The sequence below is a fragment of the Streptomyces sp. NBC_00878 genome, assembly GCF_026341515.1.
Taxonomy (GTDB): Bacteria; Actinomycetota; Actinomycetes; order Streptomycetales; family Streptomycetaceae; genus Streptomyces.
Window position 1 is genome coordinate 5,087,451 of record NZ_JAPEOK010000001.1, and the last position, 12,135, is coordinate 5,099,585.

General features: G+C 71.6%; 13 protein-coding genes and 1 pseudogene. 3 read left to right on the plus strand and 11 right to left on the minus strand.

Going from position 1 to position 12,135, the window contains the following annotated elements:
* Window positions 1-22 precede the first annotated feature (22 nt).
* From OHA11_RS21640 to OHA11_RS21650, 3 genes are read right to left on the minus strand one after another with little or no spacing between them, the layout of a single operon-like run.
* Window positions 23-1,075, minus strand: coding sequence for an LLM class flavin-dependent oxidoreductase (locus OHA11_RS21640; protein WP_266507348.1), 1,053 nt, complete (start codon window positions 1,073-1,075; stop codon window positions 23-25).
* Window positions 1,076-1,090: 15 nt separating this feature from the next.
* Complete coding sequence (locus OHA11_RS21645; protein WP_266498778.1) at window positions 1,091-1,831, minus strand: SDR family NAD(P)-dependent oxidoreductase; 741 nt, start codon at window positions 1,829-1,831, stop codon at window positions 1,091-1,093.
* Window positions 1,831-2,616, minus strand: a complete 786-nt coding sequence (locus OHA11_RS21650) for an SDR family NAD(P)-dependent oxidoreductase (protein ID WP_266498779.1) — start codon at window positions 2,614-2,616, stop codon at window positions 1,831-1,833. Before OHA11_RS21650 ends, OHA11_RS21645 begins: the two co-directional genes overlap by 1 nt.
* Before the next feature lie 155 nt (window positions 2,617-2,771).
* Between OHA11_RS21650 and OHA11_RS21655 the strand changes: the two genes are divergently transcribed.
* Entirely contained in the window at window positions 2,772-3,203 is a 432-nt protein-coding gene (locus OHA11_RS21655) for a nuclear transport factor 2 family protein (RefSeq protein WP_266498781.1), read from the plus strand.
* Between the two features lie 66 nt (window positions 3,204-3,269).
* Here the strand turns inward: OHA11_RS21655 and OHA11_RS21660 are convergent, their stop codons facing one another.
* Window positions 3,270-4,076 carry an AfsR/SARP family transcriptional regulator gene (locus tag OHA11_RS21660; protein WP_266498783.1) on the minus strand — a complete coding sequence of 269 codons (807 nt, stop codon included), beginning with the start codon at window positions 4,074-4,076 and terminating at the stop codon, window positions 3,270-3,272.
* A gap of 230 nt (window positions 4,077-4,306) precedes the next feature.
* Between OHA11_RS21660 and OHA11_RS21665 the strand changes: the two genes are divergently transcribed.
* Entirely contained in the window at window positions 4,307-5,224 is a 918-nt protein-coding gene (locus OHA11_RS21665; RefSeq protein WP_266498786.1) for an MBL fold metallo-hydrolase, read from the plus strand.
* Here OHA11_RS21665 and OHA11_RS21670 read toward each other — a convergent pair.
* From OHA11_RS21670 to OHA11_RS21680, 3 genes are all read right to left on the minus strand, one after another.
* On the minus strand, window positions 5,215-5,727 hold the full coding sequence (locus OHA11_RS21670) for a flavin reductase family protein (RefSeq protein ID WP_266498788.1): 513 nt from the start codon (window positions 5,725-5,727) through the stop codon (window positions 5,215-5,217). The genes OHA11_RS21665 and OHA11_RS21670 overlap by 10 nt on opposite strands.
* 178 nt (window positions 5,728-5,905) lie before the next feature.
* Entirely contained in the window at window positions 5,906-6,583 is a 678-nt protein-coding gene (locus tag OHA11_RS21675) for a response regulator transcription factor (RefSeq protein WP_266498789.1), read from the minus strand.
* Window positions 6,580-7,806, minus strand: a complete 1,227-nt coding sequence (locus OHA11_RS21680) for a sensor histidine kinase (RefSeq protein ID WP_266498791.1) — start codon at window positions 7,804-7,806, stop codon at window positions 6,580-6,582. Before OHA11_RS21680 ends, OHA11_RS21675 begins: the two co-directional genes overlap by 4 nt.
* A 295-nt stretch (window positions 7,807-8,101) precedes the next feature.
* Here OHA11_RS21680 and OHA11_RS21685 point away from each other — a divergent pair, with 295 nt between their 5' ends.
* Entirely contained in the window at window positions 8,102-10,336 is a 2,235-nt protein-coding gene (locus OHA11_RS21685) for an MMPL family transporter (RefSeq protein ID WP_266498794.1), read from the plus strand.
* 2 nt (window positions 10,337-10,338) lie between these two features.
* Here OHA11_RS21685 and OHA11_RS21690 read toward each other — a convergent pair whose 3' ends face one another.
* The 4 genes and pseudogenes from OHA11_RS21690 to OHA11_RS21705 all read right to left on the minus strand — a co-directional run bounded on the left by OHA11_RS21690 (window position 10,339) and on the right by OHA11_RS21705 (window position 12,097).
* Window positions 10,339-10,614: a gas vesicle protein K gene (locus OHA11_RS21690; protein WP_266507349.1), complete on the minus strand. Its 276-nt coding sequence runs from the start codon at window positions 10,612-10,614 to the stop codon at window positions 10,339-10,341.
* Between the two features lie 193 nt (window positions 10,615-10,807).
* Window positions 10,808-10,966, minus strand: coding sequence for a gas vesicle protein (locus OHA11_RS21695; protein ID WP_266507350.1), 159 nt, complete (start codon window positions 10,964-10,966; stop codon window positions 10,808-10,810).
* 178 nt (window positions 10,967-11,144) lie between these two features.
* A pseudogene (locus OHA11_RS48550) lies at window positions 11,145-11,819 on the minus strand (GvpL/GvpF family gas vesicle protein); the annotation flags it as partial.
* Window positions 11,816-12,097 carry a gas vesicle protein gene (locus OHA11_RS21705; protein WP_266507351.1) on the minus strand — a complete coding sequence of 94 codons (282 nt, stop codon included), beginning with the start codon at window positions 12,095-12,097 and terminating at the stop codon, window positions 11,816-11,818. The pseudogene OHA11_RS48550 and the gene OHA11_RS21705, both read right to left, overlap by 4 nt.
* Window positions 12,098-12,135: the final 38 nt, after the last annotated feature.

Sequence of the window (12,135 nt, forward strand, 5' to 3'; positions counted from 1 at the left end):
ATGTGCCGCGTGCCGCGGGGGCTCATCCCGCCACGCCCGACTTCTCCAGTGCCTGTGCGCATCCCCGCAGGATGGCCAGGCGCTCCTCGGGGGCGACCGCCGCGGCCGAGACCATGATGCCGAGCGTGGTGACCCCGGCCCCGGCGTACTCGGCCATCCTTTCGGCGATCCGCGGGACGGGACCGATGAGCGCGGTCCGGTCGATGAGGTCCACGGGCAGTGCCGCCCCGGCCCCGGCCCGGTCGCCCGCGGCCAGCCGGGCCCTGAGCTCCTCGGCCGCCCGGCCGTGTCCGAGTCGGCGGGCCAGCGCGCAGTACACGTTGCGCTCGGCGTCACCCATGCCCATCAGGTACACGTACTGGCCGCGCAACCGGTCCGCGGCGGTGGCCGGATCCGGCCCCACGGCCGTGGGCAGACAGGGCAGTACGTCGAAGCCGTCCAGGTCCTTGCCCGCCCGCTTGCGTCCCTCGGTGATCGCGCCGACCGCGTCGGCCACCGCCTCGGGCGAGGTGAAGACCCCGATCCAGCCGTCGGCGATCTCACCGGCCAGCCGGAGGTTGCGCGGCCCGACGGCCCCGAGATAGACGGGGAGGTCCACCGGCGCCGGGCCGGTCAGGAGCCGGACCGGAGCCGGATCGCCGACGGAGTAGTGGCGGCCGCGGTACACGACCGGTTCGCCGGACAGCACCCGGCGGACGATCTCCACGTACTCGCGGGTCCGGCCGAGCGGCCGGTCCGCGTCCGCGCCGTACCAGCCCCGCGAGACATCGGGGTTGGAGATGCCGAGACCGAGCCGGAAGCGGCCGCCGCTCAGTGCGTCGAGGGTGGCGGCGGTCAGCGCGGCGAGCCCCGGCGGGCGCGCCGGCATCTGCATCACGCCGGAGACCAGGGCCAGGCGCCGGGTCTGCCCGGCGACCAGTCCCAGCAGGCTCGCGGCATCGGACCGGAAGCCCTCCGGGGCGAGCACCGCCGCGTATCCGAGCTCTTCCGCGGTACGGGCGAGGTCCGCCGCACCCTGAAGGGTGAGATTGACGGCGAGGCGCATGGCGCCGGCCTCCTGGGGTGTGGGGGTCAGGGGGTGGTCGGTGTGTCAGAGGAGGTGGCAGCCGCCGTCGACGTACACGACCTGCCCGGTGGTGTACGTCGCGTCGAGGAGGTGGCCCACGGCACGGGCGACGTCCTGCGGGACGCCCACCCGGCGCAGGGGCGCGTTCTGCCGTACGTAGTCCGCGATCGGCGCGAAGAAGGGGTCGTTCGCCGTCCAGTGGGTCTCGATCAGGCTGGGGGCGACGGCGTTCACCCGGACCTGTGGCCCGACCGCCTTCGCGAGCAGCCTGGTCATGTGCTCGACGGCCGCCTTGCTCACCGCGTACGGGATGGAGCTGCCCGCCGTCCTGCTCCCCGCGATGGACGAGACGTTGACCACCGTGCCGTTTCCGGTCGCGGCCAGGTGCGGCATGGCGGCCACCGTGGTCTGCCAGGTGCCGATGACGTTGAGGTCCAGGATGTCGCGCCAGACGTCCGGGCCGGCGGCTTCGAGGTCGTGATGGGGGATCACTCTGGTCCGGCCCGCGCTGTTGACCAGCACATCCAGGCGGCCGAACCGCTGGACGACGGCGGCCACCAGAGCACGGGCCCCGGCCTCGTCCGCGACATCGGCCCGGACGTACACCGCGTCCGGCAGCGAGGCCGCCACCTTCTCGCCCTCCTCCACGGAACGCGAGGAGTTGACCGCGACCCGGTGTCCGAGCTCTCCCAGGTGTCGCGCGATCGCCTCCCCGATCCCGGACGAGGAGCCGGTCACCAGCGCGACGGGGGCGTCGGCGCGCATCAGTAGTTGCCCAGTCCACCGCAGACGTTGAGCGCCTGGGCGGTGACGGCCGCGGCGTCGTCGCCGACGAGGTACTCGACCATGGCGGCCACCTCCCGCGGCTCCACGTAACGGCCCATGGGTACCCGCGCCGTGATCCGGTCGAAGGTCTCCTGCTCGCTGACCCCCCAGATGCCCGCGTAGTGCGCGCGGACCCGTTCGGCCATCGGCGTCTCCACGAAGCCCGGGCACACCGCGTTGACGGTGATGCCGGTGCGGGCCAGTTCCAGCCCCAGGGCCTTGGTGAAGCCGACCACACCATGCTTGGAGGCGGAGTACGGAGCAGCGTGCACCACACCCTGTTTGCCGCCCGTGGACGCGATGTTGACGATGCGGCCGCGCTGCCGCTCCCGCATCCCGCCGGTGGTGAGCACCTCCTTGGTCATGAGGAAGACGCCGGTGAGGTTGGTAGCGACGACGTCGTTCCACAGCTCGTCGGGGATCTCGGTGGTGGCACCGCCGCCGCTGCGGCCGGCATTGTTGACCAGGATGTCGACGGGCCCGTGGCGCTCCACCGCGGCGCGGACATACGCACGGATCTGCCCGGGGTCGGTGACGTCGCACACGATGCCGTCGGCATCGTGTCCCTGCTCCCGCAGTTCCTTGACGGTGGCGGCCAGCCTGCCCTCGTCCCGGGCGCAGAGGTGGAGGCGGGCGCCGAGTCCGGCCAGCCGCTTGGCGATCTCTAGGCCGATGCCGCTGGTCGCTCCGGATACCAGGGCCACCGGCGAGGCGGTCGCGGTCATGAACCCTCCGTAGGGTCGGGGCCATTCGTTCCGCCGAGACTCCAAGGACCCGGTGGAGCCGTACTGGAGGCCCCGTGGACCGCCGCGCTCCACCGGGCCTCCAGCGTCCCGGCCGACGATGTGCCTCCCCGCAGCCGAACGGCAGGAGGAACCCGGTGACCGAGAGCAATGCCGTACTGGCCGAGCTCTATGCGCGAGTCCAGCACTTCTACGCCCATCAGATGCAGGCTTTGGACGCGCTCCGCTTCGAGGAGTACGCGGCCACGTTCACCAAGGACGGCACTTTCCAGCACTCACCAGGAGTCGAGCCGGCGGTCGGGCGGGACGGGATCGTCGCCGAACTCGTCGCCTTCCACAAGCGGTTCGACGACGACCCGGTACGACGCCGCCACTGGTTCAACCACATCGCCCTGGTGCCGCAGGCCGACGGTGCCCTGCGGTCCACGGTCTACGCGCTGGTGGTGACCGTACGGCCGGGCGCCAGGCCGGAGATCGCCCCCAGCTGCCTGGTGCACGACGTGCTGGTGGTCGAGGACGACGCGGTACGCCTTCGGTCCCGCCGGATCGAGCACGACCAGATGTTCTGAGCCGCCGGGCTCGGTCGTCGGCGGAACCTCGCGGACCGTCCGATCAGCTCGCGTACCTCAGGGGAATCAACTCGCGTACCGCACAAGGGAGTCGGCGGGACCGTCCAGGGCGGGGTCCCCGTCGAGCATCGCCTGGTGCAACCGCTGCAGCCGCGGGGTCGGCTCCACGCCCAGTTCCGCGTGGAGCCGGCCCCGCAGCTGCCGGAACTCCTCCAGGGCGCGCCAGGGACTGCCCGCCCGGTAGAGCGCCGTCATCAGCTGGGCGCAGAGGTTCTCGCTGAGGGGATGGCCGGCGCTGAGCATCCTCAGTTCGGCGAGCAGAGAGCTGTGCCGGCCGAGGCGAAGGTCCGCCTCGATGCGCTGTTCGAGCGCGGTCAGCCGGGCCTCCTCCATGCCGATCACCTCCAGTGCGAGGGCCGGCCCCGTGGGCACGTCGGCCAGCGCCGGCCCCCGCCACAGGCCCAGGCCCGCGCCGAGCAGAGCCGAGGCGGACGACGCGTCGCCGGCCTCCAGTGCCCTGGCACCCCGTGCCGAGAGGTCGTGGAACTCGGCCAGGTCGTTGCCCAGACCGGCCGGGACGAGCCGGTAGCCGCCGTACGACGTGGAGAGCACGTCCTTCGGCGAGACACCCGGGCTGTGCCCCAGGGCGTCGGCGATGCGCCGACGCAGCTGCAGGATGTACGTCTGCAGTGTGGTCGTGGCACTGCGTGGCACCGCGTCTGCCCAGACCTCCTCGATCAGGGTGTCGATCGGGACACTGCGTCCGGACCGGAGCGCCAGCAGGGCCAGGATCTGCCTGGGTTTGCCGGCGGTGGGGACGATGGATGCGCCGTTGTAGTCGACGGTGAGCGGACCCAAGACCCGTGTCTTCACAGGTTTTTCTCCGTTCTGCGATCGTCTTGTGGCGAAGCGCAGTCGGATCCTGACACTCCGTGCCGCTTGATTCCCAGGGCGTACGACACGAGTTGGCGCGTGAACTCCGCACAGCGGGACGTGAGTTGTTCACACTCCGCTGGGCGACGGCCCGTCGGCGGCGCTCAAGTCGGCCTCCATCCCCGGAGCCGACGATGCGCGAGACCCACGATGCCCAGGAGGAAATCCGTATGACTGTGGAACACGCAGGAGTGGAACCGCGGCTCGACGAGGTCGCCGACGGCGTCTTCGCGTATGTACAGCCGGACGGCGGCTGGTGCCTCAACAACGCCGGGTTGATCGTCTCGGGCCGGCATGCGGCCCTGGTGGACACCGCCGCCACCGAGGCCCGCACCCGGGCGCTGCGCGGCGCTGTGCTCGCCGCGGCGCAGGCTCCGCCCCGCGTGGTGGTCAACACCCACGCGCACGGCGACCACACCTTCGGCAACTTCGTCTTCCCCGAGGCCGTCGTCGTGGGGCATGAGCGCACGCGCGAGGAGATGGCCACGGTCGGCCTCCATCTGACGGGCCTGTGGCCCGAGGTGTCGTGGGGCGCCGTCGAGGTCGTCCTTCCCGACATCACCTACCGGGACCGCATGACCCTGCACATCGGCGGGACCACGGCGGAACTGCTGCATCCGGGCCCCGCCCACACCACGAACGACACCGTGGTCTGGCTCCCCCGGGAGCGGGTCCTGTTCACCGGAGACCTGGTGATGTCCGGGGTGACGCCCTTCTGTCCCATGGGCTCGGTGGCCGGTTCCCTGCGTGCCCTCGCCGTGCTGCGGTCCCTCGGTGCCCACACCGTGATACCGGGCCACGGCCCGGTCCGCGGCCCTGAGGTCCTCGATGCCGCGGAGGGATATCTCCAGCTCGTCCGGCGTCTCGCCCGCGAGGGCACGGCGGCCGGAATCACTCCGCTCCAGGCCGCTCGGGCCGCGGACCTCGGTCCGTACGGGGAGTGGGTCGACGCGGAACGGCTGGTGCCCAACCTGCACCGGGCGTATGCCGAGGAACGGGGCCAGGCCGTCGGTGATCCCGCCGACATGCCCGCACTCTTCGCCGAGATGGTGGAATTCCACGGAGGACGCCCGGTCTGTCAAGCCTGAACGACCTCCTCGGCGAGGCCGCCCCAGGCGCGGAAGGACCCCCGCTGGTACAGCACGGGCCGGCGGGGGCGCACGCGCGCCGTCTCCATCCGCCCGATGAGCAGCGTGTGGTCCGCCACCTCCACGGCGCGCAGCAGGGAGCACTCGGCGTGTGCCAGCACCCCCTGGTCGAGGATCGGCACCCCGGGCACCGCGGCCCCCGGCAGCCACCGCAGGCCCTCGAACTTGTCCTGTGCCCGGCCGGCGAACGCCCGTGCCGTCGGCTCACCGTCGTCCGCGAGCAGATGCACCGCGAACGCGCGCCGCAGCAGCAGGGACGGCAGGGTGCGCGAGCCTCGGTCCGCGCACACCAGCAGCAGGGGCGGGTCCGGAGAGACCGCCGAGAACGCGTTGCAGGTGAAGCCCTGGGGCCTCCCGTCGGCATCCGCCGTGGTCACCACCGCCACGGCCGTGGGTATCGAACCGAAGAATCCCCGGAACGCTGCCGGATCCACCCGTGTCATGCCGCCTCCGTGCCAGCTGAGGGACGGCCGGGCTCCTCCCGGCCGGCACACCCAGAGCGTCACCGTCCGCGGTGGAGACGCGGTCGAGACGTACTGGTGCGCGAGGCTTTTGGTATTTTTTGGGTCCCAGGCTGACCGACACCCAGGATCTGCCGCTTCCCGACCCGCCTCGGTTGTCTCAGTGACCGATGTCGTGGTCGCCGGCCTCGACGACTCCGCTCTCGTAGGCGAAGATCACGATCTGGATTCGGTCACGCAGGCCGAGTTTGTTGAGAATGCTCGACACGTGCGATTTGACGGTGGCGGGCCCGATGAAGAGCTGGGCGGCGATCTCCGAGTTGCTCGCGCCTCGCGCGACGGCGCCCACGATCTCGCGTTCGCGGTCGGTGAGTCGCTCCAGGCGGCCCGCCACGGTGGTGTTGACGACACGTCGCTCCGCGAACTGGCCGATGAGGCGCCGGGTGATCGACGGTGCCAGCAGCGCCCCGCCCTCGGCCACGGTGCGCACGGCAGTGGCGAGTTGCTCGGGAGGAATGTCCTTGAGCACGAAGGCACTGGCACCGGCACGCAGCGCCTTGTACACGTACTCGTCCGGATCGAACGTGGTCAGGATCAGCACGCGCACATCCCAGTCCGCCTCCCGCAGGATCCGGGAGGTGGCCTCGATGCCGTCCATGCCGGGCATGCGGATGTCCATGAGGACCACGTCCGGACGATGCGTACGTGCCGCGTCCACGGCCTCGAGTCCGGTTCCGGCCTCGGCCATGACCTCGATGTCGTCATGGACCCGCAGAATCATGACGAAACCCCGGCGGACCAGCGCCTGGTCATCCACGACGACGACACGGATAGTCACGCGGGCTCTCCTCCAGTGGGCAGCTGGGCGGCCAGCCGGAATCCGCCACCGGGACGCGGCCCCGCATCGAGGCTGCCCCCGAGGAGGAGCGCTCTCTCCCGCATGCCCACGATCCCATGGCCGGGCACACCGCCGTTGGCTCCGGCCGACACCGACGGGACGGCGGCTCCGCGGCCGTCGTCGAGCACCTCGATGGTGAGGCCGCCACTCTCGCAGCTCAGGCGCACCTCGGTACGGGTCCGCGGTCCGCTGTGCTTGAGCACGTTGGTCAGTGCCTCCTGGACGATGCGGTACGCCGACAGCTCCACGCGGGCCGGGAGCGCACCGTGGACACCGCCGGTGACCGAGACGTCCAGACCCGCCTCGCGGACCTGCTCGACGAGTTGGTGAAGGTCGGCCAGCCGGGGCTGGGGGCCCAGCCCGTCGCGGCCGTCGTCCGGCCGCAGTACTCCCAGCAGGTGACGCAGTTCGTCCAGCGCCTGGCGCCCGGCCTTCTCGACAGCGGCCATCGCTTCGATGGCCTCCTGAGGATCGTGGGCGGCCACCATCCGGGCGGCACCCGCCTGCACCGTCATCATGCTCACCCGGTGGGCGACCACGTCGTGCAGTTCGCGGGCGATGTGGGTGCGCTCCTCGGCGACGATCCGGCGCGCCTCGGCGGCCTGCTCCTGGCCGCGTCGGGCGCGGCGCTCCGCACGCAGCCGCAGACGCCGGCCGACGTACCAGGCCACGCACATGACCACGGCGCCGAAGCCGACGTCCCCCCAGGGGGAGGAGTGCAGCAGGCCGTCGATCACGAGCGCGGCCATGGCGCCGACGATGGCCGCGGCGGTGGCGAGGCTGCTCCGCCGGGTGTCCGCGGTGTATCGCCCGACGCTGTACAGCGCCACGATCACGTACCCGCCCGCGTTGGAGTAGTTGCTCGCCAGCGTCGGCGCCCAGGCGGCGAGGGCCACGAACACGACCGCGAGGGGTTCGCGGCGACGCCGGTAGAGCGCCCCGCCGGCCACCGCGAACAGCAGCAGGACCGGGACGGGCACCTCGGTGATCGGGCGAACGCCGACCGCGTCGCCGGGTCCTTCCTCCAGGAACACCGTGGCCACAAGCATGGCGGCAGCCAGGACGGCGTCCGCGCTCCGCGGCCACCGGGCGAAGGGCCCGCGGAACCTGCCCGGCACGTCGCGGACCAGCTTCTCCGAAGGCAGCGCCGTGCGGTTCATCATCGCTCCGTCACAAGGCTTCCGGCCATCTGGCGTTGGTCATCAGGGTGCACCGGGCACGCCATCGTAGGTCCAGGTCGAAGACGCGGTCACCCGCCTGTGGGCGGATCCCGCCCTCCCCCGTCAGCGGGAGATGCCGCCGCGTTCTCCCCCTCCCGCGCCGGAGCCCCGAACCCGTCCGGCGGCGGGGGACAGCACCGGCGCCGGAACCCACGATGGAACCGCTCACGAATCCTGCCTCCGGGGCGCCACGGACCGGCGGCGGACGGCGGCCATCTCACGGGGAGCCCACACAGCCATGAACCGATTCACCCGTCGTATCGGCAGGGCGAGCGCACGCCGGCCATGGGTCACCATCGCCACCTGGGCGGTTGCCCTCCTCCTCGTGCTGCCCCTGGCCGGCACGGTCGGCGGCTCGTTCGTCGACGACCTGGTCGCTCCCGGCAGCCAGAGCGAGGAGGCGATGGAACTGCTCGAAGAGCGCTTCCCTGAAGCGTCGGTCGGCACGGCCATGGCGGTCTTCGCCGTGCCGGAAGGGGAACGGCTGGAGCGCCACCGGCCTGCTGTCGAAGCCGCCGTCGCCCGGATCGCCGACGTGGAGCACGTCGCAACGGCAGCCGATCCCTTCACCACGGACGCGCTCTCGTCCGACGGACGTATCGGCTTCGCCCGGATCACGTTCGACGTGCCCACGATGAACGTGCACCCCAAGGAGACCGCTGCGCTGGCCGACGCGATCGAACCCGCGCGCGGGGACGGCGTCGTCGCCGAGCTGGGCGGTGACGCCGTCTTCATCAACGCCGAGACTCAGACGTCGGGTGCGGAGGCGGTCGGCCTGCTGATCGCACTCGTCATCCTGGTGGTGGTGTTCGGCACGATCGTGGCCGCGCTGGTCCCGATCGCGCTCGCCCTGGTGGCCGTCGCCGCCGGCCTGGGCAGCATCACGCTGCTGGCCAACGCGATGGACGTCTCCACCGCCGCACCCACGATCGGCGCGATGATCGGCCTGGGCGTCGGCATCGACTACGCCCTGTTCATCGTGGCCCGCCACCGCGAGAACCGCGCGGCCGGCCAGGACAACGCCACCGCCCTGTCGAACGCCATGGCGTCATCGGGCGCGGCCGTCCTGTTCGCCGGCGGCACCGTCATCGTGGCGATGTCCGCTCTCGCGCTGACCGGCCTGGGCTTCCTGACGTCGATCGGCCTGAGCACCGCCCTGGTCGTGCTCTTCTCCGTGGCGACCGCCCTGACGTTGCTGCCCGCCCTGCTGTCGTTGCTGGGCGACCGCGTCCACGAAGGACGCCGTGTCCGCAAGGGGCGCCGTGTAGGCAAAGGGCGCCGTGTCCGCGAAGGACGCCGCCTGGACCGCGAGCGCCCTGTGAAGAAGGCCGAGGACTCGGCGTGGTGGCGCTTCGCCCACCGGGTGTCCGGACGCCCGTGGCGCTACCTGCTCGCCGCGTCAGCGGTCCTGCTCGCGCTGGCCGCCCCCGCGCTGCGTATGGAGACCGGCTTCCCCGACGCCGGCGACGATTCCACGAGCTTCACCCACCGCCGCGCCTACGACCTGCTGGCCGAGGGCTTCGGTCCGGGCTTCAACGCCCCCCTGCTGATCGTCGTCGACCTGACCCGCCCCGGTGCCGACGCCGAGGACGTCCCCGCGCTGTCCGGGCGCATCGCCGCCGACCCCGGCATCGCCACGGTCGGCGAGCCACAGACCTCCGCGGCCAAAGACACCGTCGTACTGCCCACGTTCCCCACCACCGCCCCCGCGGATGCCGAGACCTCCCGGACCCTTGAGCGCGTCCGTGACCTCGTCCCCGACAACGTCGCCGTATCCGGCCTGACCGCCATGACCGACGACCTCACCGAGCAACTCGCCGACACTCTGCCGGCCTTCATCGCCGCGATCCTGGCCACGTCGTTCCTGCTGCTGATGGTGGTGTTCCGCTCCGTCGCCCTGCCGCTGAAGGCCGCCGTGGTCAACCTGTTGTCCATCGGCGGGGCATACGGCGTGGTGGTCGCCGTCTTCCAGTGGGGCTGGTTCGGGGGCCTCTTCAACCTGGAGGGCCCTCTGCCGATCGCCTCGCCCATGCCGACGATCTTCTTCGCGGTCCTGTTCGGCCTGTCCATGGACTACGAGGTGTTCCTGCTCTCGCGCGTCCGCGAGGAGTACGCCGCCACGGGCGACGCCACCGAATCGGTGGCACGCGGCATGGCGGCCACGGGCCGCGTGATCACCTCTGCCGCACTGATCATGACGGTGGTGTTTCTCAGCTTCGTCGCCAACCCGTCGCCGCTCGTCAAGATGATGGGCCTGGGCCTGGCGACCGCGATCGTGCTCGACGCCACGATCGTCCGCATGGTGCTCGTGCCCGCGGCCATGGCGCTGATGGGGCGCGCGACCTGGTGGCTGCCCCGCTGGCTCGACCATCGGCTGCCCCACATCAGCGCCGAGGACGCCGCCGACCGGCACCCTCGCCCCGAGCCGGTGCGCCCACAACCAGGTACCTGGCCGTCCCAACAACCCCGGTGACTTCACTCGATCCTTCCGTCCCGCGGCAGGAGGGTGCCGAGTGGGCCCAGGTCGAGGTTGAGGTCTTCGGGACGGAGCCCGTAGCGGTGGCGCAGTTCCGTCATGCGGTCGTCAAGGATCATCAGTGTCATGCCGACTCGCTCCTCTTCGGCCTCGGAGAGATCCCCCTGGTCCACCCTGCGGATCGCCTGTCGCTCCATCAGCTGCCGCAGCAGTTCCACGACGGTCAGCACCAGCTTGATGAGATCGCGCTCGACGGTCTCCTGGTCCAGGCGCAGCCGCTGCGAAGGCGAGCCGTTCCGGCGGGCGGCATCGTGCTGGACCCGCTCGGACTGGACCGGCTCGGACTGGACCGGCTCGGACTGGACCGGCTCGGACTGGACCGGCTCGGACGAATCCGACAGTGCGGCGAACGGCGTTGGTCGTCCGTGGACCGGCCCTTCGTTCTCCATGCCCCTTCCTCCCGTCCTTTCAACTCGGCCACGGCGGTGGCGCCGCGGCTTCCACCGAGGTGATCAGGGCGCGTAACGAGACATGGACCAGATCCACATCCGCGATGCACAGCGTGAGGTCGCCGGTGAGGACCACGCCGCCGGCCAGCAACCGGTCCAGCAGGTCGACCAGCGCGATGTCCCCGGTCCCTGTCCCCGCCTCGTACGACCCTGGCCCCGCCTCGTACGACCCTGTCCCGTTCACAGCAGCCCCCGCGGCTCGTCCTGTGGCACCGCGGCGAAGGAGTACGGCGCCCAGGGGCCGTCACCTCCAGCCTTACTCCCTCCACCCCGCCGCCGAGTTCCCGCACGCGCGCCCGGAACTCCTCGGAGCGGTCCCGGGGCACCAGATAGGCGGCGTTGACGACGTTCTGGCCGGGGCCCGGGGAGAGCTGGGCGGATTGCGGGCGGTGGCGGCGCGAGTCGGCGGCCAGCCCGGCGAGTCCGGCGTCGACGCGCTCACCGAGCCGTGCCGCGGCCTGCCACGCGCCCTCCCGGCTGAGCCGCTCGTTCCGTCGCCGCCGCAGGTAGTCCCGACCCGTACCGGCGCTCGCCCCGGACCCGGACGGCTCACTGGGCACGACGCCGCCCAGCGCGTACACCTTGACGCCCCACTCCACGTGCCCGGACAGGCGCGAGAGCAGATCGGCGAAGTGAACGCGCCGCTCCCTGAGCCGCAGCTTCAGCCGCTCGTCATCGATGTGGACGGTGGCCAGCCGCAGCGGGAGTACCGCGGTGCGGCCGGCCAGCGCCTCCACCACGGTGTGATGCTCGCGGGCCAGCCGCTCCAGCTGATCAAGGTCGTCCAGCCGTAGCTTGACCGCCTGCTCGGTGAACTCGTCGGCGGGTACGTCGCTCGCCGCCGACGCGAGACCGCAGGCCTCCACCAGACGCACCGGGCGGCCCGCGATGCCGCGCAGGCCGCCGACCGTCTCCTCCGAGCCGTCGAACGGCAGCAGCACTCCGTACGCGTACAACACCGATTCGGTCATGGCCCCTTCTCCGCGGCGCGCTCGCGCAGCGCCGTGAGCTCGGCGCGCAGGCGCGTGTTCTCGTCCGCGAGTTCCGCCTGCCCACCGACGGCACGGGCCCGCGAGGAGAGCGACGGGTCGTGCTCCCACCAGTCGATGCCCATCTCCCGAGCGGTGTCGACGGAGACGATCAGAAGCCGCAACTTGATGGTGAGCAGTTCGATGTCGAGCAGGTTGATCTTGATGTCTCCGGCGATGACCACGCCCTTGTCCAGCACACGCTCCAGGATGTCGGCCAGGTTGGCCGATCCGCCCTGCTGGGGCCCGAAGGACGCCT